Raw genomic sequence first — 19272 nt, forward strand, 5'->3', positions numbered from 1 at the left:
GCATGCCTTATCTGACCTACGGGCAGGTTTGTCGGGGTTTTGCCTCAGAGTCTGGAATACAACATAGATGAATTTATTAAAGTCGCTGGCAGCCGTCAGCTCGATGACGATGTTTTCACGTGTGCTGGGTTTTGCGCGTGATGCGATTGTCGCCAGAATCTTTGGCGCAGGGATGGCGACAGATGCCTTTTTTGTGGCATTCAAACTTCCTAACCTGCTGCGCCGAATCTTTGCTGAGGGCGCTTTTTCGCAGGCGTTTGTGCCTATCCTGGCTGAGTACAAAAGTAAGCAAGGTGAAGATGCGACCCGCGTGTTTGTCGCTTACGTTTCCGGGCTGTTGACCCTGGCGCTGGCCGTGGTGACGGTCGCCGGGATGCTGGCTGCCCCGTGGGTGATTTTAGTCACCGCGCCTGGGTTTGCCGACACCGCCGACAAATTTGCGCTGACTACTCAACTGCTGCGCATAACCTTTCCGTATATTCTGCTGATCTCACTGGCTTCGCTGGTTGGTGCGATCCTTAACACCTGGAACCGCTTTTCTATTCCGGCGTTTGCGCCGACTTTTCTGAATATCAGCATGATCGGTTTCGCGCTGTTTGCAGCACCTTATTTTCATCCTCCGGTGCTGGCGCTGGCGTGGGCCGTTACGGTTGGCGGCGTGCTACAGCTGATTTACCAGCTGCCGCATCTGAAAAAAATTGGCATGCTGGTGCTGCCGCGGGTGAACTTCCACGATGCGGGTGCGATGCGCGTCGTCAAGCAAATGGGCCCGGCGATCCTTGGGGTTTCCGTCAGCCAGATTTCACTGATCATCAATACGATTTTTGCCTCGTTTCTGGCCTCTGGCTCGGTTTCATGGATGTACTATGCCGACCGTCTGATGGAGTTTCCGTCCGGCGTACTTGGCGTAGCGCTGGGGACTATCCTGCTGCCATCGTTGTCCAAAAGCTTTTCCAGCGGGAATCATGATGAGTACTGCCGTCTGATGGACTGGGGGCTGCGTTTATGTTTCCTGCTGGCATTACCGAGTGCCGTAGCATTAGGGATTCTGGCCAAACCGTTGACGGTGTCTCTGTTCCAGTACGGGAAATTTACTGCCTTTGACGCCGCCATGACTCAACGCGCGCTGGTGGCGTACTCGGTCGGTTTGATTGGCTTGATCGTGGTGAAAGTGTTGGCCCCAGGTTTTTATTCGCGCCAGGATATTAAAACGCCGGTCAAGATTGCCATTGTCACGCTGATTATGACCCAGGTAATGAACCTGGCGTTTATCGGACCGCTGAAACATGCCGGGTTGTCGCTGTCGATTGGTCTGGCGGCGTGTCTGAACGCTTCACTACTGTACTGGCAGTTGCGTAAGCAGAAAATCTTCACCCCGCAACCGGGCTGGGCCTGGTTCCTGACGCGACTGGTGATTTCTGTACTGGTGATGTCGGCGGCGCTGGTCGGGATGCTATACATTATGCCGGACTGGTCGCAGGGAACGATGTTGTGGCGCCTGCTGCGTCTGATGGCTGTCGTAGTGGCAGGTATTGCCGCTTACTTTGCCGCGCTCGCCGTGCTGGGCTTTAAAGTGAAAGAGTTTGTGCGCCGGACGGCGTAACAGATCAATGCCGGATGGCGGCTTAACGCCGTATCCGGCCTACAAAACGCGTAGGCCTGATAAGCAAAGTGTTATCAGGCTTGCATCAGATAGAGAATTTTTTCCCGCCGCGGTGCGCAGCAGAGGTTTGACCGTTTGCGCCATACAGCGCCGGTTCCTGGTGCGGTTTCAGCACTTGTATTGCTTGTTGATTGCGCTCGATCTGTCCTTCCAGCAGCCAGCCATTGTGCTGATTGAGGTCGCGTAGGTGCTGTGTTTTCATGGTGATGGTTTGCCAACGCTCGGCAATTTCATCATTAGCACTGCGCGTGGCGTCATGCTCCAGACGGCGCTGTTGCTCCAGATAATCAAGGGTTGCCAGCAAAGAGCTTTTTTCTTCTGTAATACGCTGAAGCAGGCTGCCGTTGATATATCCTGCGGAAAGTTGCTGTTGTTCAGCATCCATTACCGTTTTCAGGTCATTGAGGACGGTCGTCATCTGGTCAAGTATTTCTGACAAACGAGTCATACTTTATTTACTCTGTAAGTAGCTCTGCGCCTCGCGGATCAGCGAGTCGGCAATTTTTCCAGTGTCCATCTTCAGCTCACCGTTACGGATCGCGGTTTTCAGTGCTTCGACGCGTTCCATATTGATGTCATTGGTGCCGGGCTGCATCAGTTTAGCCTGGGCGTCGCTCAGCATGACGCTGGTGCTGGTGGTGGCGGTGGTTTTTTCCTTCCGCGCTTTTTGTACCGGCGCATCGCTGGTTTCACGTGGCTGAACGGTACTTACTGGTTTCAATGGTGAGGTACGATCAATGCTCATTTTGTTTTTCCTCATCGAGGGGTTACGCTATAGCGGCCCGCTGTAATCATTGGTTGTTTATCTATCGGCACACGCTAAAAAATCTTTAACCTATTATAGGTTAATCAGAATATTCCCATCAGAATCGACGATGCCGCTCACCACCTGGCCTGAAACCATCCGCACTCGCGCATTCTGTGCAACGGCGGCATTGTTCAGCGCTTTGCCTTCGGCATTCACCCGAAAACCCTCTCCGTTGGCGATAACCAGTACGCGCTGACCGGCCTTGATCCGCCAGGCCTGGCGCAACATTGAAAGCTGTATCGGTTGACCTGGCACCAGATCGCGCAGGCTTACGGCATCCTGTACTTGACTCATATCCAGCACCGCGCGCGGTGGTAGTTGGTCCAGTCGACCTCGTTTTAACGTTACGCTGGCCTGAGTCAGGGCGCTACCCCGGGCTACGGGCGCGGCGGCTACCACGTAGTTTCCTGTGGCCTGCACGCTCACCTGCAGATAACGTTTTTCGTTGGCGCATCGCGCCAGCACGTTCACATTGCCCCACAGTTTTGCACTGCCGGACACGCTTAATGCGGGTTGCTCGCAGCTCGGCAGTAAGTTTGGTGACGTTCGGATAGTGACCATCACCTCATCGCTAAATCCGGCCAGACGCTGGGAGAACCATGCTGTTAGCTGAGAATTCAGGTCTTGCGCCAGCGTCATAGGGCTGAACAGCAGTGCTGCAACGACTATTCCACGTTTAAACGTTTGCATCAAAACCTCGTGCTTTTTCAGGTAGTGGCAGGATTTTACCTGTGTGACGCAGTCATCAACGCAACAAATAGCGACGCATTTTGCGTTTATTCCGGCGATAACGCGCGCGTAATGGGATTTAAGCTGTCGGCTGAATTTTGTCATTTGCGGAGGAGATATGCTCGATAAGCTCGACGCCGCCTTACGTTTTCAACAGGAAGCGCTGAATTTGCGCGCCCAACGCCAGGAAGTATTGGCGGCCAACATAGCCAATGCCGACACGCCGGGGTATCAGGCGCGTGACCTGGATTTCGCCAGTGAATTGAAAAAAGTCATGGTGCGAGGACGGGAAGAAACCGGCGGTGTCTCGTTGACGCTGACCTCTGCACAACACATTCCGGCCCAGACCGTTTCCGCGCCTTCTACGGAGCTGCTCTACCGTATTCCTGACCAGCCGTCTCTCGATGGTAACACAGTGGATATGGACCGGGAGCGTACGCAATTTGCCGACAACAGCCTCAAATATCAAATGGGGCTAACCGCGCTGGGTGGACAAATCAAAGGCATGATGAACGTGCTGCAAGGAGGGAACTAATTCGTGGCGCTGTTAAATATTTTTGATATCGCAGGCTCTGCGCTGACGGCTCAGTCTAAGCGTCTGAACGTGGCGGCCAGCAACATGGCGAATGCGGATAGCGTCACCGGACCCGACGGTCAACCGTATCGTGCGAAGCAGGTTGTTTTTCAGGTTGATGCCGCGCCAGGCGCAGCAACCGGTGGCGTGAAAGTTGCTGATGTCATTGAAAGCCAGGCGCCGGATAAGCTGGTTTATGAACCGGGTAATCCGCTGGCCGATGCGAATGGTTACGTAAAAATGCCGAATGTGGACGTCGTCGGCGAAATGGTCAACACCATGTCAGCCTCGCGTAGCTACCAGGCAAACGTCGAAGTGCTCAACACCGTGAAAAGCTTGATGCTCAAAACGCTGACGCTAGGCCAGTAAAGGAGGCGCACATGTCTATTGCTGTAAAAATGAATGACCCAGGCACCACTGGCGTTAATGACGCCACGGGGAAGAATTCGCTGACGGGCAGCAACGCTGCTGATCTGCAAAGCAGCTTTCTGACGCTGCTGGTTGCACAGCTGAAAAACCAGGATCCAACTAACCCGCTGCAAAACAACGAACTGACCACCCAACTGGCGCAAATCAGTACCGTGAGCGGAATAGAAAAACTGAACACCACGTTGGGGTCGATCTCCGGACAGATCGACAACAGCCAGTCGCTGCAGGCCAGTACTCTGATTGGCCACGGCGTCATGATCCCGGGCACTACCATCCTGACCGGTAAAGGTACGGAAGAGGGCGCCAAAACCACCACCACGCCGTTTGGCGTTGAGCTGCAGCAACCAGCAGATAAGGTTACCGCAACCATTACCGATAAAGACGGCAAGGTGGTACGCACCATTGATATTGGCGGTTTGAAAGCGGGCGTTCATACCTTTACCTGGGACGGCACCATGACCGATGGCACGGATGCGCCAAGCGGTTCTTACAACGTGTCAATTGCTGCCAGTAATGGCGGAACGCAACTGGTGGCGCAGCCGCTTCAGTTTGCGCTGGTGCAGGGAGTTATTCGCAGTAACGGCGGTAATACGCTGGACCTGGGCACCTATGGAACCACCACCCTCGACGAAGTACGGCAGATCATTTAAGCCTTCACACTTATCAGGAGTAAGTCATGGCCTTTTCACAAGCGGTCAGCGGTCTGAACGCTGCAGCGACCAACCTCGATGTCATTGGTAACAACATCGCCAACTCCGCCACCTACGGTTTTAAGTCCGGTACGGCATCCTTTGCCGATATGTTTGCCGGTTCTAAAGTGGGTCTGGGCGTTAAAGTTGCGGGTATTACCCAGGACTTTACCGACGGCACTACGACCAACACCGGTCGCGGGCTGGATGTTGCTATTAGCCAGAACGGTTTTTTCCGCATGGTAGACAGCAACGGTTCCGTATTCTTTAGTCGTAATGGTCAGTTTAAGCTCGATGAAAACCGAACGCTGGTTAACATGCAGGGGCTGCAATTAACGGGATACCCGGCTGCCGGTACGCCGCCAACTATTCAGCAGGGCGCAAATCCAGGCCCAATCACTATCCCGAATACGCTGATGGGGGGAAAATCCACCGAAACGGCGACGATGCAGATCAACCTGAACTCATCAGCAAAAGTACCGACGAATAAGTTTTCGCCGTCTGATGCTGACAGCTATAACAAACGTGCGCCGCTGACGGTATTTGACAGCCAGGGGAACCAGCACGACGTTAACCTTTATTACGTTAAAACCGGTGATAACACCTGGGATATCTGGACTCAGGATTCCAGCGTAGCAAACTCGCCGCTGGTGAAATCAAGCCAGATGACCTTCGACACCAATGGCTCTCTGGAGGCCGTTAAAGGTTATACCGAAGTGAAGCCGACGCCTCCTGCGACTGAATCAACCTGGACGCTGGGCGCGGCAAATGCAACACCTTCGTTTTCGATCACTACCGGCACGATAAACGGCGCAGTCCCTGCGACATTCACTCTTAGCCTGCAGAACTCTATGCAGCAAAACACGGGTACAAACAGTGTGATTGCCGCTACGCAGAATGGCTACAAGCCGGGCGATTTGGTTAGCTACCAGATTAATAATGACGGTACCGTGGTTGGTAACTACTCCAACGAGCAAACGCAGGTTTTAGGACAGATCGTGCTGGCAAACTTCGCCAACAACGAAGGTCTGGCTTCTCAGGGCGACAACGTCTGGGCTGCGACTCAGGCTTCCGGCGTGGCGTTGTTGGGTACGGCAGGCTCAGGTAACTTCGGCAAGCTGACCAACGGCGCGCTGGAAGCGTCAAACGTGGATTTGAGTAAAGAACTGGTGAATATGATTGTCGCTCAGCGTAACTATCAGTCGAACGCGCAGACCATCAAAACCCAGGATCAGATCCTCAACACGCTGGTCAACCTGCGCTAAGCGCCTGACGGGATGGCTTAATGGATCACGCAATTTATACCGCCATGGGCGCGGCCAGTCAGACGCTGAATCAACAGGCGGTGACGGCCAGCAACCTGGCAAACGCTTCAACGCCGGGTTTTCGTGCGCAGCTCAATGCCCTGCGTGCGGTTCCCGTTGAGGGATTGTCTTTACCGACGCGTACGCTGGTGGTGGCCTCCACGCCGGGGGCCGATATGACGCCGGGTCAGATGGACTATACCTCGCGTCCACTGGACGTGGCGCTGCAACAGGATGGCTGGTTAGCTGTGCAGACCGCGGACGGTAGCGAAGGATATACCCGAAATGGCGCCATTCAGGTAAGCCCTACGGGTGAACTGACTATTCAGGGTCACCCGGTGATTGGCGAAGCCGGACCAATAGCCGTACCGGAAGGTTCAGAAGTCACCATTGCGGCAGACGGTACGATCTCGGCGCTTAATCCTGGCGATCCGGCCAATACGGTCGCGCCAGTCGGGCGACTGAAGCTGGTGAAGGCGACGGGGAGTGAAGTACAACGTGGTGATGACGGCATGTTCCGTCTGACTCAGGCCGCGCAGGCTACTCGTGGTGCGACGTTACAGGCCGACCCCAGCATTCGCGTCATGTCGGGCGTGCTGGAAGGCAGTAACGTCAAACCGGTTGCTGCGATGAGTGACATGATCGCCAACGCCCGCCGCTTTGAAATGCAAATGAAGATTATCAGTAGCGTGGATGATAACGCGGGCCGCGCCAACCAACTGCTGTCGATGAGTTAACACAGGACATTTTATGATCAGTTCATTATGGATCGCCAAAACCGGCCTGGATGCGCAGCAAACCAACATGGATGTGATTGCCAACAACCTGGCAAACGTCAGCACCAACGGATTTAAGCGCCAGCGTGCGGTGTTTGAAGATCTGTTGTACCAGACGATTCGCCAGCCTGGCGCCCAGTCATCTGAACAAACCACACTGCCGTCTGGCTTGCAGATAGGTACCGGTGTGCGTCCGGTCGCGACCGAGCGTTTACACAGCCAGGGGAACCTGTCGCAGACCAACAACAGTAAAGATGTGGCGATTAAAGGGCAGGGATTTTTCCAGGTTATGCTGCCTGATGGCACGTCCGCCTATACCCGTGACGGTTCATTCCAGGTGGATCAGAACGGTCAGTTGGTGACGGCGGGTGGTTTTCAGGTTCAGCCAGCCATCACCATTCCGGCTAACTCGCTCAGTATCACCATTGGCCGCGACGGTATTGTCAGCGTGACCCAGCAGGGCCAGGCTGCGCCGGTTCAGGTAGGCCAGCTTAACCTGACAACCTTCATGAACGATACCGGTCTGGAAAGTATTGGTGAGAATCTGTACACCGAAACGCAGTCATCCGGTGCGCCGAATGAGAGCACGCCGGGTCTGAACGGCGCGGGTCTGCTGTACCAGGGCTATGTTGAAACCTCTAACGTCAACGTGGCGGAAGAGCTGGTAAACATGATCCAGGTTCAGCGCGCTTACGAAATCAACAGTAAAGCGGTGTCGACCACCGATCAGATGCTGCAAAAACTGACGCAACTCTAAAGTGTGGTCCGGTGGGGTGAAAGCCTCACCGGCACACTGATTTTGAAGATGACCGCAATGCGAAAATACGCGCTTCACCCATACCCAATTTTAGCCCTGCTGGTGGTTTCACTGACAGGATGCGCCTGGATCCCGTCCACACCCCTCGTGCAGGGCGCGACGTCTGCCCAGCCTGTTCCCGGTCCGACGCCGGTGGCGAATGGTTCAATCTTCCAGTCGGCGCAGCCGATTAACTACGGTTATCAGCCGCTATTCGAAGACCGCCGTCCGCGCAATATTGGCGATACGTTAACCATCGTATTGCAGGAAAACGTCAGCGCGAGCAAAAGTTCTTCGGCTAACGCCAGCCGTGACGGCAAGACTAACTTTGGTTTTGATACCGTCCCGCGCTATCTGCAAGGTCTGTTCGGTAACGAACGTGCTGACGTAGAAGCGTCAGGGGGTAACTCCTTTAACGGTAAAGGCGGCGCGAACGCCAGCAATACCTTCAGCGGTACGCTGACCGTAACGGTCGATCAGGTACTGGTGAATGGCAACTTACATGTCGTGGGTGAAAAACAGATTGCCATTAATCAGGGCACTGAATTCATTCGCTTCTCCGGGGTCGTTAACCCGCGCACCATCAGTGGCAGCAACTCCGTACCGTCAACTCAGGTTGCGGACGCGCGGATTGAGTATGTCGGCAACGGCTACATCAATGAAGCGCAGAATATGGGCTGGTTGCAGCGTTTCTTCCTTAACTTGTCGCCGATGTAAGCGAGGTACCCAGTGTTTAAATCTTTAGTTGGAATGGTACTGGTGCTGATAGCCACCATTGCGCACGCTGACCGTATTCGTGACCTGACCAGCGTTCAGGGAGTGCGGGAAAACTCGTTGATAGGTTATGGGCTGGTAGTCGGTCTGGATGGTACGGGCGACCAGACCACCCAGACGCCGTTTACTACGCAAACGCTCAACAACATGCTTTCGCAGTTGGGGATAACCGTGCCAACTGGCACCAACATGCAGTTGAAAAATGTGGCGGCGGTGATGGTCACCGCGTCATTTCCTGCATTCGGTCGGCAAGGACAAACGATTGACGTGGTGGTTTCTTCCATGGGGAACGCCAAAAGCCTGCGCGGCGGCACGCTGCTGATGACTCCACTGAAAGGGGTCGATAGCCAGGTTTATGCGCTGGCGCAAGGGAATATTTTAGTTGGCGGTGCGGGCGCAGCTGCGGGTGGCAGTAGCGTGCAGGTTAACCAGCTCAATGGCGGACGTATTACTAACGGCGCAATTATTGAACGTGAATTACCCAGTCAGTTCGGCGGCGGTAACACCATTAATCTGCAGCTCAATAATGAAGATTTCACGATGGCGCAGCAGATTACCGACACCATTAACCGCTCGCGTGGCTTTGGTAGCGCAACAGCGTTGGATGCCCGAACCATTCAGGTGCGCGTGCCAAGCGGCAACAGTTCGCAGGTACGTTTCCTTGCTGACATCCAGAATATGGAGGTGAACGTCACGCCGCAGGATGCGAAAGTGATTATCAACTCGCGTACCGGATCCGTCGTAATGAACCGCGAAGTCACGCTGGATAGTTGTGCCGTGGCGCAAGGCAACTTGTCGATTACGGTAAACCGTCAGGCGAATGTCAGCCAGCCGGATACACCGTTTGGTGGTGGACAGACAGTGGTAACGCCACAAACCCAGATCGATCTGCGCCAGAGCGGTGGTTCGCTGCAAAGCGTGCGTTCCAGCGCCAACCTGAATAACGTCGTACGTGCGCTTAATGCGCTGGGGGCAACGCCGATGGATCTGATGTCCATTCTGCAATCGATGCAGAGTGCGGGATGCTTACGCGCCAAACTGGAAATCATCTAATGATTGGTGACAGCAAACTGCTGACCAGCGCCGCCTGGGATGCGCAATCACTGAACGAACTGAAAGCGAAAGCGGGTCAGGACCCGGCGGCGAATATCCGCCCGGTCGCCCGTCAGGTTGAAGGGATGTTCGTGCAGATGATGCTGAAAAGCATGCGTGAAGCGCTGCCGAAAGATGGTGTGTTTAGCAGCGATTCGACACGTTTGTATACCAGCATGTATGACCAACAAATTGCGCAGCAGATGACCGCAGGTAAAGGTCTGGGGCTGGCGGAAATGATGGTTAAGCAGATGACCGAAGGGCAGGCGCAACCCGCAGACGACGCGCCGCAGGTGCCAATGAAGTTCTCGCTTGAAACGGTGACCAGCTATCAAAACCAGGCGCTGACGCAACTGGTGCGTAAAGCCATTCCCCGGGCGACGGAAAGCATTGATGAGCCGCTGTCAGGTGACAGTAAAGACTTCCTCGCCCAGCTATCGCTGCCAGCTAAGCTTGCCAGCCAGCAAAGCGGGGTTCCGCATCATCTTATTCTGGCACAGGCGGCGCTGGAGTCCGGATGGGGGCAGCGACAAATCCGTCGTGAAAATGGCGAACCAAGCTTTAACATTTTTGGCGTGAAGGCTTCGGGAAGCTGGAAAGGCCCAACCACCGAAATCACCACTACCGAATATGAAAATGGTGAGGCGAAAAAGGTGAAAGCCAGATTCCGCGTGTATAGCTCTTACCTGGAGGCGCTGTCGGATTATGTCGGTCTGATATCGCGTAACCCGCGCTATGCGGCGGTGACCGCTGCCGCGACAGCCGAGCAAGGCGCACAGGCATTGCAGAATGCCGGTTACGCAACTGACCCTAACTATGCGCGTAAATTAACCAACATGATCCAGCAGTTGAAATCGATGAGCGAAAAAGTGAGCAAAACCTACAGCACGAACATCGATAATCTCTTTTAAATAGCTCAAGTCTACCGACCTGCTGCCGATAATAACGAGTATTGAAGGATTACAAGGAACCTCCATGTCCAGCTTGATTAATAACGCGATGAGTGGACTTAGCGCAGCGCAGGCCGCGTTGAATACCGCCAGTAATAACATCTCCAGCTATAACGTTGCCGGGTACACCCGCCAAACGACAATTATGGCGCAGGCGAACAGCACGCTGGGTGCGGGGGGCTGGGTTGGCAATGGCGTCTATGTTTCTGGCGTACAGCGCGAATATGATTCTTTTATCACGAATCAGTTGCGTGCAGCGCAGAACCAGAGCAGCGGCCTGACAACGCGCTATGAGCAAATGTCGAAAATCGACAATCTGCTTTCCAGTAAAACCAGTTCAATTTCCACCTCAATGCAGGGTTTTTTTACCAGCCTGCAGACGCTGGTCAGTAATGCAGAAGACCCGGCTGCGCGTCAGGCACTGATTGGTAAAGCTGATGGTTTAGTGAATCAGTTCAGAACAACCGATCAGTATCTGCGCGATCAGGATAAGCAGGTCAATACTGCGATCAAAGCCAGCGTAGATCAGATCAACAACTACTCAAAGCAGATTGCCAGCCTCAACGATCAGATTTCCCGTCTGACCGGCGTTGGCGCGGGCGCATCGCCTAACGATCTACTCGATCAGCGTGACCAACTGGTTAGCGAACTGAACAAACTTGTCGGCGTTGAAGTCAGTGTCCAGGATGGCGGCACCTATAACGTAACGATGGCGAACGGCTATTCACTGGTACAGGGCAGCAACGCCCGCCAACTGGCCGCAGTACCGTCCAGTGCCGATCCAACACGCACTACGGTGGCCTATGTTGATGGCGTTGCCGGAAATGTTGAAATTCCTGAAAAACTCATTGATACCGGCTCATTGGGCGGTTTGATGACGTTTCGTTCTCAAGAGCTGGACCAGACGCGTAACACGCTGGGGCAACTGGCACTGGCGTTTGCCGATGCATTTAATACGCAGCATAAAGAAGGTTTTGATGCCAATGGTGATGCTGGTAAAGACTTCTTTGCTATCGGCGGTCCATCTGTGCTCAGTAATACCAAAAATACTGGGACAGGGTCGTTAACTGCAAAAGTTACTGATAGCTCAGCAGTGCAGGCTACTGATTACAATATTACTTTTGATGGTACTGACTGGCAGGTAACTCGCCTTGCAGATAATACCAGCTTTAAGGCGACCGTCACTGGTGGAAAAATGTCCTTTGATGGGCTGGAGATAACCGTAGGGGCGGGAGCGAAAGCGAATGATAGCTTTACGGTGAAGCCAGTGGGTAATGTCATTGTTGATATGAAAGTGGCTGTGACTGATGAGTCGAAAATCGCCATGGCCGAAGTATCCAAAAATGATATCGATCCAGATAAGGATAAAGGGAAAAGCGATAACCGTAACGGCCAAAAATTGTTGGATCTGCAAACCAAAGCGACTGTCGGAAATAAAACCTTCAATGACGCGTACGCAACGCTGGTGAGCGATGTCGGGAATAAAACCGCTACCCTGAAAACCAGCGCCACCACCCAGAACAACGTAGTTACGCAGCTTTCTAATCAGCAACAGTCGATTTCCGGGGTTAACCTCGATGAAGAGTACGGCAATTTGCAGCGTTATCAACAGTATTACCTGGCCAACGCACAAGTGCTGCAAACAGCAAATTCGCTCTTTGATGCGCTTCTGAATATTCGCTAAGGGAGAGGGACTCAATGCGTATTAGTACTCAGATGATGTACCAGCAGAACATGCGTGGCATTACCAACTCTCAGGCCGAATGGATAAAATTTGGTGAGCAGATGTCAACGGGCAAACGCGTGATCAACCCGTCTGACGATCCGATTGCCGCCTCGCAGGCTGTAGTGCTTTCTCAGGCTCAGGCGCAAAACAGCCAATATACGCTGGCGCGTACTTTCGCGACGCAAAAAGTGTCACTGGAAGAGAACGTTTTAAGCCGGGCGACGACCGCGATTACCGCGGCGCAGGAAAAAATTGTCAACGCCGGCAACGGTACATTGAGTGATGACAACAGAGCATCGTTAGCGACTGATTTGCAAGGGCTCCGCGATCAACTGATGAATTTGGCTAACAGTACCGACGGTAATGGTCGCTATATCTTTGGCGGCTACAAAACCGAAGTTCCACCATTTGCCCAGACTGATGGTACTTATAGTGGTGGAACTGAAAATATCACCCAACAGGTTGATGCCGCTCGGTCAATGGTGATTGGTCATACCGGAGATAAAATTTTTAACTCGGTGACCAGCAACGCGGTTCCGGAGCCAGATGGTAGCAAGTCTGAAACGAACTTATTCGTAATGCTGGATACAGCTATTGCAGCCCTGAATACGCCGATTGAAGGCGATGATGTGGCGAAAGCAAAGGCCGCTGAGGCGATTGATAAAACCAACCGTGGTTTAAAGAATTCACTCAATAATGTGTTGAGCGTCCGTGCGGAATTAGGCACGCAGCTTAGCGAATTAAGCTCGCTGGATTCACTGGGAGCCGATCGTGCATTGGGGCAAACTCAGCAGATGAGCAATCTGGTGGATGTTGACTGGAACGCAGCGATTTCGTCCTACGTGATGCAGCAGGCTGCGCTGCAGGCATCGTACAAAACGTTTACCGATATGCAGGGCATGTCGCTGTTCCAGCTTAACCGGTAACGACCTTTTTTGAACATATCATGAAACTGGATATGTTTGTCTGCCCGCTCCTTTAACACCCCGGAGCGGGCATTTTTTTAGGCCACGGTTGTTTTTCTCAGTGACAGATTCCCCGTTAATCTTATTACCAGCGCAATCGCACCGCTAAACGTTGCCAGCGTAACCACACCTTCCCAGTCTGCCTGCGCGTAGACCTGACTTCCGAGAACCGAACCCAACGCCATACCGATAAATACCATTGTAAACAGTAGCGCGTTCAGGCGTCCACGTGCCTGGGGCTCGAGGCCATAGACCAGGTTCTGGTGGGCAACCAGGCTGGATTGCAATCCGAGATCAAAACCTACCGCCGAAAGGGCAATAAGCAGCCACTGCCCCTGTACTGGCAGGGCGGGTAACAGGAACATCAGGGCGAAAGATACTGTTACCAGCAAAGCACCTAACTGCGCCACTTTCGCTGCGCCCACTTTGTCGGCAAGATGGCCTGCCAGCGGCGCGGCAAGCGCACCAGCCGCGCCCGCGATACCAAACGCGCCAGCCATAGCGCTACCCATGTGATAATGCTCAGATAACATCACTGCCAACGTGGACCAGAAGGCGCTAAAGGCAACAGACAGAAAGCCTTGTGCCAGCGCCGCGCGGCGCAATGCGGGATACCGCTGCCACAGTTGCGCCATTGAGAGCAGTAATGACGGGTAGCTCAGCGTGGAATGGACAGCAAAACGAGGGAGCACTTTCCACATGATGGTGGAAATCACAGCAATGCTGAAGGCTGCGAGTTGATACATTTCGCGCCAGCCAAACGCCTCACCTATTAGCCCGCTAACGGTACGTGAAAGTAAAATTCCCAGCAGCAGGCCCGTCATCACGGTACCTACCGTTTTTCCCTGCTTGCCTTCAGGGGCCAGAATTGCCGCAGCGGGAACGATGTCCTGCGCCATGGTTGCCGCCATTCCCATCAACAGGCTGACCAGTAAAAGCGAATGCAATTGGCCGGTAAAGCTGCAGGCCAGAAGCAGTACGGCGAGCGCGAGGCTTTTCAACAGGATTAGCGTCCGACGGTCATAGCGGTCGCCTAATGGTAATAAAAAGAAAATCCCCAACGCGTAACCCGCCTGGGTTAGCGTCGGAACCAGCCCCATGCCGGTGATGCTTAGGGCCAGATCCTGACCCATTAAGGGCAGAAGCGGCTGGGCATAATAGATGGATGCCACGCTGAATCCGGCGCCTGATGCCAGTACAAAAATAACCCAACGGGTAAGGGCGGTATGTGTGTTCACAGTTGATTCCTCAATCACAGGATGTGCGGCTATTTTTAACCTTCAGCGGGTGGCGCGGTAGCGAGCGCGGTGGTAAAACAGTTATACGTCAGACGTATGAAGAAACTTGGAATGGTAAAAACTGAGCGTATAGATAGAGTGGAGCTGATGCGCACGTTTGTGCGTATCGTCGAGGCGGGGTCGCTTTCAGCAGCGGCAAAGCAGATGGGGACAACGCAGGCGACCGTCAGTCGACGGTTACAATCCCTGGAAGCGCTGCTGGGTGTAAAACTGATCATGCGCACCACGCATGCGATGAAACTGACCGACGACGGCGAACGCGGCTACCAGCATGCCAAGAATATTATTGATGCCTGGCTGGCGCTGGAAGATGGACTCAATGTTACGGAGGATGAACCGGTGGGAACGCTGCGAGTACGTGCTCCGCATGCGTTCGGGCAGCAACAGCTTCTTGAACCGCTTTTGCAGTTTCTTTCGCGCTATCCGCAGTTGTCGGTAGAGTGGATGCTCAATGATAAAACCGTTGATTTCCTGAGCGATAATATTGATTGCGCCATCAGGGTTGGGGCAGAGGTTGATCCAGCGACGGTCTCGGTTTTACTGGCTGAGGTTCCTCGTAGCATGGTAGTGAATCCTGCTTTGCTTGAGCAATATAGCGAGCTTTCGCATCCGGAGCAGTTATCAACGCTGCCATGGATTGCAGTGAACACATTTTACCAGCACAGCGTTTCGTTGCTGCATCGACCACGTAATGAACCTGTTACGCTGAATATTACACCCAGATTAAGCACCGACAGCATTTATGTCGCAAGAAATGCCGCCCTGGCAGGGTTGGGTGTGGCCATTGTTTCAAGCTGGATGGTCGAGGAGGATATTGCTCGTGGACGACTGGTTACGCTGCTACCCGAGTGGCATGCGGCGTCGTTGCCTGTACATTTGGTTTATCCCTGGGCGCGTTACTATCCCACCCGATTACGCAAGTTTCTGGCGTTAATGAAAGATGTCATGCCGCAGCTAACGGGGATGAAACGCGTAGAGCAGGTATAAAAAAGCCGACCCGAAGGTCGGCTTTGATGTTGATTACGTCTTACTCAACGGGCTGTGGGCGTGTTGCTGGCGCAGTCGCCTGGTGTGTGGCGCTGTGTCCACCTGCGGCACCTTTCCCTTCAAAGGCGAATGCCGGGCGCTGCCACTCGCTATGACGCGGCGCTTCAGGCACATACTCTGGTGCCGGTGCGCGCGTCATCGGCGCGGTTGCATGGCTGTGAAGATGTTCCGTGTCAACGCTGGTTGCGACAACTTCAGCCTTAACGACTGCGGCTTCGACGACAGGTGCTGCAACAACTTCTTTCGGCGCTGCAACTTCTTCAACAACCGGTGCGGTTTCCACAACTGGTACTGTTTCCACAACCTCAGCGATCTCTTCAACCACTTCAGGCTGTGAAATAACAACTTCCGCAGGCGCATCGACAACCGGCGCAGTCACGACTTCAGCGACAGGTTCGGCTTTCGCAACGGTTTCCTCGGCAACAGGTGCGTCGGATTCAGCGATAATTTGTGGTTGTTCCTCGACCGGAGTAGCAATGAATTCCGGATGTGTGGTTTCTACCTGTGCGGTTTCAACAGCGGCGGCCTGAGGTTCGGCAATAACCACCTCTGGCTGTACGGTTTCAACCGACGCCGGGGCGTCCACAATGTGCTCAACGGCAGCTGCAACCTGAGGCTCTACGGCCACAGTCGCAGTTTGCTCCTGAACCATTTCCTGTTCGCGCTGCTCTTCAACCTGCTGATCCTGAGGACGAGCGACAGGGTAGCGGATCCATACTTTGCCGGACGCTAATTCTGGAGATGCGCAGGCGACCGTTAATGGCATCGGCGACTGAACCGGATAACGCTCGTCACGATAACGACGACGACGCTGACCACTTACGCGCAGATGGCGAGGAGAACGACGGGAACGACGCGGCATACCATTTGAGTCGCGCGCTTCGCTGTTGTCATCCTGCTCAGTCGCAACGACGGCTGGCAGATCAACTTTCGCCAGTTCGGTACGCTGTGCCGGTGCTGGCTGTTCAGTTGGTTGAACGACTGCCGTTTCAGCGATCGCAGCGGCAGTTACCACTTCAGCTTCAACAGCCGGGCTATCTGTAAAACGAACTTTCTGATTCAACTGACGCTGTTTACGGCGAGTCTGAGGCTGACGTACGCGCTCTTCCTGCTCGGTATCCTGCGCCGGTTGTTCAGCCAGGTTCAGCTCTTTAACTTCTTGCTGCGCCTGACGTTTGTCATCGTTACGACGGCGGTTGCGCTCGCGACGCGGAGCCTGCTGCTCATCACCGGATTTCGCTTTGTCGGCGACGTCAACGGACTGCTGGCGGTTATCGCGCGCTTCCGCATTTTGCTGCTGAGACTGACGACGGTTACGGCGGTTATCTTCACGGTTTTCGCCGCTTTCTGAACGCTCGTTACGGTTATCACGATCGCCACGGTTGTCGCGATTATCACGACGGTCGTTACGGTCGCGACGATTGTTCTGCCGCGGTTTACGACGATCCTGCTGGCGTTCGGCTTTCTCTTCAGCTTTTGGTGCAGGTTGTTCAACCGGTTTCACTTCTTCGCTGCCACCGAAGATGGACTTCAGTGCGCCAAAGAAACGGCTAATCAAACCCGGTTGTGCGGCGACGGCTGCGGTCGCTGCTGCGGCTTTAGGCGCGGCGGCTTTCGCTGCAGGCTCCTGCGGTGCAGGGGCTGGCGGCACGTCTGGCATAGCAAAGGTAGCTAATGCCGGCTGTTCTGGCTGTTTACGCTCGACGTATTCTTCTTCCGTCGGCAATGCCATTGCTTCTTCATGCAGTTTTGGCAGCAGGTAGCTCAGGGTTGGTGTTTCTTCCCCTTTGCGTACACGCAGTACGGAGTAATGCGGGGTTTCCATCTGATCGTTTGGCACAATCACACAGCGCACGCCATTCTGACGCGTTTCGATGGCATTTACCGCGGTACGTTTTTCGTTGAGCAGGTAGGATGCGATCGGCACAGGAACAATAGCATGAACTTCCTGGGTATTTTCTTTCAGCGCTTCTTCTTCGATCAGACGCAGAATAGACAGCGACAGTGATTCGTTGTCACGTACGGTACCCGTACCGGAACAGCGTGGGCATACGTGATGGCTGGATTCACCCAGAGACGGGCTCAGACGCTGACGGGACATCTCCAGCAGGCCGAAGCGTGAAATATGACTGATCTGAATACGCGCTCGGTCCTGACGCACGGCTTCGCGTAGACGGTTTTCAACCGCGCGCTGGTGGCGAACCGGAGTCATATCGATGAAGTCGATGACAATCAGGCCACCGAGGTCGCGCAGACGCAGCTGACGAGCAATTTCATCGGCAGCTTCAAGGTTGGTGTTGAACGCTGTTTCTTCGATGTCGCCGCCGCGGGTAGCGCGTGCGGAGTTGATATCGATAGCGGTCAGCGCTTCGGTGCTGTCGATAACGATTGAGCCGCCTGACGGCAGGCGCACTTCGCGCTGGAACGCAGACTCAATCTGAGACTCGATTTGATAGTGGCTGAACAGTGGAATTTCACCGGTGTACAGTTTGATTTTGCTGCTGAAATCCGGACGACCCAGCGCGGCGATGTGCTGACGCGCCATCTCCATCACTTTCGGGTTGTCGATGAGGATTTCGCCGATGTCCTGACGCAAGTAGTCACGGAATGCGCGAACGATAACGTTGCTTTCCTGATGGATCAGGAACGGAGCAGGGCGACTGTCAGCGGCTTTTTGAATCGCTTCCCAGTGCTTAAGGCGGAAACTCAAGTCCCACTGCAGCGCTTCGGCGGATTTGCCGACACCTGCGGTACGCACGATAAGCCCCATACCATCAGGCAGTTCCAGACTTGCCAACGCTTCTTTTAATTCGGTACGGTCGTCGCCTTCAATGCGACGGGAGATGCCGCCCGCGCGCGGGTTGTTCGGCATCAGGACCAGATAACTCCCTGCCAGGCTGATAAAGGTAGTCAGCGCAGCGCCTTTATTGCCGCGTTCTTCTTTATCGATCTGAACGATGACTTCCTGACCTTCGCGCAACACATCTTTAATGTTGGGACGGCCATGGGAGTTGTAATTAGCGGGGAAGTATTCGCGGGCAATTTCTTTTAACGGGAGGAAACCGTGACGTTCAGCGCCGTAATCAACAAAAGCCGCTTCCAGACTCGGTTCAATACGGGTAATTTTGCCTTTATAGATGTTGGCTTTTTTCTGTTCGTGTCCAGGACTTTCGATATCCAGATCGTACAGACGCTGCCCATCTACAAGGGCGACACGCAACTCTTCCTGCTGAGTCGCGTTAATTAACATTCTTTTCATCGTAACTTACTCATTATTCTTACATTGACGACTAAGCTGCGGGCAGAGTAATGCCTTTCCGGGTGTGAACCGATGGCCTCGTGTCTATTCGCGTCGCCAACCTCACGGTTATCGTCAGCTCAAAGAGGCGCAGAGTGTCGGTTGCCTGTATTTCATACGGAAACACAGCGCAATTATCAGGGGAACAGTCTGGGTGTTACTCTCCAGAAAAGCTTCCTTATTACCGGTAAGGACTGCAACCCGCAGCCCGCTAACTGCCTGAAAGATCAATACGTCTTACGCCATTGCTGCGTTGATGATCGGTCGGGCAAAATTGGGTCATTCCGGAAAAGTTCTTGTTTTAACAAGATTCAACACGGAAACAACCTCATTATTCCACTGCTAACCTTGTTA

General features: G+C 53.9%; 18 protein-coding genes. 13 read left to right on the forward strand and 5 right to left on the reverse strand.

From position 1 onward, the window contains the following. The first annotated feature begins 67 nt into the window (after positions 1 to 67). Entirely contained in the window at positions 68 to 1603 is a 1536-nt protein-coding gene (gene murJ / locus OGV94_RS23610) for a murein biosynthesis integral membrane protein MurJ (RefSeq protein WP_043015908.1), read from the forward strand. 85 nt (positions 1604 to 1688) lie between these two features. Here murJ and flgN read toward each other — a convergent pair whose 3' ends face one another. The 3 genes from flgN to flgA form a co-directional block, all read right to left on the reverse strand. Continuing rightward, the gene (gene flgN, locus OGV94_RS23615) at positions 1689 to 2111 is read right to left on the reverse strand and encodes a flagella biosynthesis chaperone FlgN (protein ID WP_043015909.1); all 423 of its coding nucleotides are present in this window, start codon (positions 2109 to 2111) and stop codon (positions 1689 to 1691) included. A gap of 3 nt (positions 2112 to 2114) precedes the next feature. Then, the gene (flgM, locus tag OGV94_RS23620) at positions 2115 to 2408 is read right to left on the reverse strand and encodes a flagellar biosynthesis anti-sigma factor FlgM (RefSeq protein ID WP_003832153.1); all 294 of its coding nucleotides are present in this window, start codon (positions 2406 to 2408) and stop codon (positions 2115 to 2117) included. 93 nt (positions 2409 to 2501) lie between these two features. Beyond that, positions 2502 to 3161, reverse strand: a complete 660-nt coding sequence (flgA, locus tag OGV94_RS23625; RefSeq protein WP_181230542.1) for a flagellar basal body P-ring formation chaperone FlgA — start codon at positions 3159 to 3161, stop codon at positions 2502 to 2504. 157 nt (positions 3162 to 3318) lie between these two features. Here flgA and flgB point away from each other — a divergent pair, with 157 nt between their 5' ends. The 11 genes from flgB (at position 3319) to flgL (ending at position 13236) form a co-directional block, all read left to right on the forward strand. Further along, positions 3319 to 3735 carry a flagellar basal body rod protein FlgB gene (flgB, locus tag OGV94_RS23630; protein WP_016152626.1) on the forward strand — a complete coding sequence of 139 codons (417 nt, stop codon included), beginning with the start codon at positions 3319 to 3321 and terminating at the stop codon, positions 3733 to 3735. A gap of 3 nt (positions 3736 to 3738) precedes the next feature. Continuing rightward, positions 3739 to 4143: a flagellar basal body rod protein FlgC gene (flgC, locus tag OGV94_RS23635; protein WP_006685091.1), complete on the forward strand. Its 405-nt coding sequence runs from the start codon at positions 3739 to 3741 to the stop codon at positions 4141 to 4143. Between the two features lie 11 nt (positions 4144 to 4154). Beyond that, positions 4155 to 4853: a flagellar hook assembly protein FlgD gene (gene flgD, locus OGV94_RS23640; RefSeq protein WP_043015910.1), complete on the forward strand. Its 699-nt coding sequence runs from the start codon at positions 4155 to 4157 to the stop codon at positions 4851 to 4853. Between the two features lie 26 nt (positions 4854 to 4879). Then, positions 4880 to 6157: a flagellar hook protein FlgE gene (gene flgE, locus OGV94_RS23645; protein WP_043015911.1), complete on the forward strand. Its 1278-nt coding sequence runs from the start codon at positions 4880 to 4882 to the stop codon at positions 6155 to 6157. Between the two features lie 20 nt (positions 6158 to 6177). After that, a complete protein-coding gene (locus OGV94_RS23650; RefSeq protein ID WP_016156188.1) occupies positions 6178 to 6933 on the forward strand; it encodes a flagellar basal body rod protein FlgF in 756 nt (251 codons plus the stop codon). Between the two features lie 13 nt (positions 6934 to 6946). Continuing rightward, entirely contained in the window at positions 6947 to 7729 is a 783-nt protein-coding gene (flgG, locus tag OGV94_RS23655; RefSeq protein WP_003036202.1) for a flagellar basal-body rod protein FlgG, read from the forward strand. Between the two features lie 57 nt (positions 7730 to 7786). After that, a complete protein-coding gene (gene flgH, locus OGV94_RS23660) occupies positions 7787 to 8485 on the forward strand; it encodes a flagellar basal body L-ring protein FlgH (RefSeq protein WP_043015912.1) in 699 nt (232 codons plus the stop codon). A 33-nt stretch (positions 8486 to 8518) separates the two neighbouring features. Beyond that, on the forward strand, positions 8519 to 9595 hold the full coding sequence (locus OGV94_RS23665) for a flagellar basal body P-ring protein FlgI (protein ID WP_087050398.1): 1077 nt from the start codon (positions 8519 to 8521) through the stop codon (positions 9593 to 9595). Further along, positions 9595 to 10545, forward strand: coding sequence for a flagellar assembly peptidoglycan hydrolase FlgJ (gene flgJ, locus OGV94_RS23670; RefSeq protein ID WP_043015914.1), 951 nt, complete (start codon positions 9595 to 9597; stop codon positions 10543 to 10545). The genes OGV94_RS23665 and flgJ overlap by 1 nt, the downstream gene beginning before the upstream one ends. A 64-nt stretch (positions 10546 to 10609) precedes the next feature. Next, positions 10610 to 12268, forward strand: coding sequence for a flagellar hook-associated protein FlgK (gene flgK / locus OGV94_RS23675; RefSeq protein WP_043015915.1), 1659 nt, complete (start codon positions 10610 to 10612; stop codon positions 12266 to 12268). Between the two features lie 14 nt (positions 12269 to 12282). Beyond that, complete coding sequence (flgL, locus tag OGV94_RS23680) at positions 12283 to 13236, forward strand: flagellar hook-associated protein FlgL (RefSeq protein ID WP_080625389.1); 954 nt, start codon at positions 12283 to 12285, stop codon at positions 13234 to 13236. A 77-nt stretch (positions 13237 to 13313) separates the two neighbouring features. Here flgL and OGV94_RS23685 read toward each other — a convergent pair whose 3' ends face one another. Next, on the reverse strand, positions 13314 to 14513 hold the full coding sequence (locus OGV94_RS23685; RefSeq protein WP_043015917.1) for an MFS transporter: 1200 nt from the start codon (positions 14511 to 14513) through the stop codon (positions 13314 to 13316). A gap of 96 nt (positions 14514 to 14609) precedes the next feature. Between OGV94_RS23685 and OGV94_RS23690 the strand changes: the two genes are divergently transcribed. Next, a complete protein-coding gene (locus OGV94_RS23690; protein ID WP_230586299.1) occupies positions 14610 to 15560 on the forward strand; it encodes a LysR family transcriptional regulator in 951 nt (316 codons plus the stop codon). A gap of 40 nt (positions 15561 to 15600) precedes the next feature. Here OGV94_RS23690 and rne read toward each other — a convergent pair whose 3' ends face one another. Further along, entirely contained in the window at positions 15601 to 18879 is a 3279-nt protein-coding gene (gene rne, locus OGV94_RS23695; RefSeq protein WP_286524563.1) for a ribonuclease E, read from the reverse strand. Positions 18880 to 19272 lie beyond the last annotated feature (393 nt).

Source organism: Citrobacter sp. Ce006 (genome assembly GCF_030336535.1).
Classification (GTDB): domain Bacteria; phylum Pseudomonadota; class Gammaproteobacteria; order Enterobacterales; family Enterobacteriaceae; genus Citrobacter; species Citrobacter europaeus.

Coding starts and splice junctions, on each gene's coding strand:
- murJ (WP_043015908.1), top strand. CDS start 68: ATGAATTTATTAAAGTCGCTGGCAGCCGTCAGCTCGATGACGATGTTT.
- flgN (WP_043015909.1), bottom strand. CDS start 2,111: ATGACTCGTTTGTCAGAAATACTTGACCAGATGACGACCGTCCTCAAT.
- flgM (WP_003832153.1), bottom strand. CDS start 2,408: ATGAGCATTGATCGTACCTCACCATTGAAACCAGTAAGTACCGTTCAG.
- flgA (WP_181230542.1), bottom strand. CDS start 3,161: ATGCAAACGTTTAAACGTGGAATAGTCGTTGCAGCACTGCTGTTCAGC.
- flgB (WP_016152626.1), top strand. CDS start 3,319: ATGCTCGATAAGCTCGACGCCGCCTTACGTTTTCAACAGGAAGCGCTG.
- flgD (WP_043015910.1), top strand. CDS start 4,155: ATGTCTATTGCTGTAAAAATGAATGACCCAGGCACCACTGGCGTTAAT.
- flgE (WP_043015911.1), top strand. CDS start 4,880: ATGGCCTTTTCACAAGCGGTCAGCGGTCTGAACGCTGCAGCGACCAAC.
- OGV94_RS23650 (WP_016156188.1), top strand. CDS start 6,178: ATGGATCACGCAATTTATACCGCCATGGGCGCGGCCAGTCAGACGCTG.
- flgG (WP_003036202.1), top strand. CDS start 6,947: ATGATCAGTTCATTATGGATCGCCAAAACCGGCCTGGATGCGCAGCAA.
- flgH (WP_043015912.1), top strand. CDS start 7,787: ATGCGAAAATACGCGCTTCACCCATACCCAATTTTAGCCCTGCTGGTG.
- OGV94_RS23665 (WP_087050398.1), top strand. CDS start 8,519: ATGGTACTGGTGCTGATAGCCACCATTGCGCACGCTGACCGTATTCGT.
- flgJ (WP_043015914.1), top strand. CDS start 9,595: ATGATTGGTGACAGCAAACTGCTGACCAGCGCCGCCTGGGATGCGCAA.
- flgK (WP_043015915.1), top strand. CDS start 10,610: ATGTCCAGCTTGATTAATAACGCGATGAGTGGACTTAGCGCAGCGCAG.
- flgL (WP_080625389.1), top strand. CDS start 12,283: ATGCGTATTAGTACTCAGATGATGTACCAGCAGAACATGCGTGGCATT.
- OGV94_RS23690 (WP_230586299.1), top strand. CDS start 14,610: ATGAAGAAACTTGGAATGGTAAAAACTGAGCGTATAGATAGAGTGGAG.
- rne (WP_286524563.1), bottom strand. CDS start 18,879: ATGAAAAGAATGTTAATTAACGCGACTCAGCAGGAAGAGTTGCGTGTC.